Annotated in this window: 1 protein-coding gene; it reads left to right on the top strand. The window is 56.6% G+C overall.

Annotation, left to right across the window (positions count from 1 at the left end; genetic code table 11):
* Positions 1-85 precede the first annotated feature (85 nt).
* A partial coding sequence (locus A3754_RS04900; RefSeq protein WP_156496804.1) for a DUF445 domain-containing protein occupies positions 86-654 on the top strand: 569 nt, incomplete at its 3' end.

The following is a 654-nucleotide window of genomic DNA, read 5'->3' as shown; positions in this document are numbered from 1 at the left end:
GCGCCGGGAAACCCTGCGGATCAGTCCGCTGGGCCGTCAATTGTGGGCGTTAATGACCACCCCTACGGACGTTGAGGAGTAGCCCGTGATTACCGATTTGAATTTGATACTGGCTGACCTGCAAGCCAACTGGATTCTCTACCTGTCCATGCCGTTTGTGGCAGCGGCCATTGGTTATGGCACCAAGGTGGTGGCCATCAAGATGATGTTCAAACCACTGACATTCGTCGGCTGGCGCCCTTTCTTCGGGTGGCAGGGCATCGTACCGAGCAAGGCGGCCACCATGGCCAGCATCGCCTGCGATTTGATGATGGAACGGTTGCTGAAACCGGAGGATGTGTTCAACAAGCTGGACCCCCACCGGGTAGCGGAGGAAATTCGTGATCCGCTGATTCAGTCGGTGGAAGACATCACCCGGGAAGTGGCGGCGGAATACCAGCCGGGCCTGTGGGAAGCGGCACCGGAATCGGTGAAGCGGCTGATTATCCAGCGGATCCAGAACGAAGCGCCGCACATGGTCGAGCAGATCATGGAGGACATCAAAAGCAATATTACCCGGGTGTTTGACCTTAAGGATCTGGTAATCAACGCGTTGGTGCGCGACAAGGAATTGCTCAACCGGGTGTTTCTGGAAGCCGGCCATGTGGAATTCAA

This window comes from Alcanivorax sp. HI0083, assembly GCF_001635175.1.
Note: the sequence above shows the minus strand (reverse complement) of the source record. Positions and strands in the feature narration are given on the sequence as shown.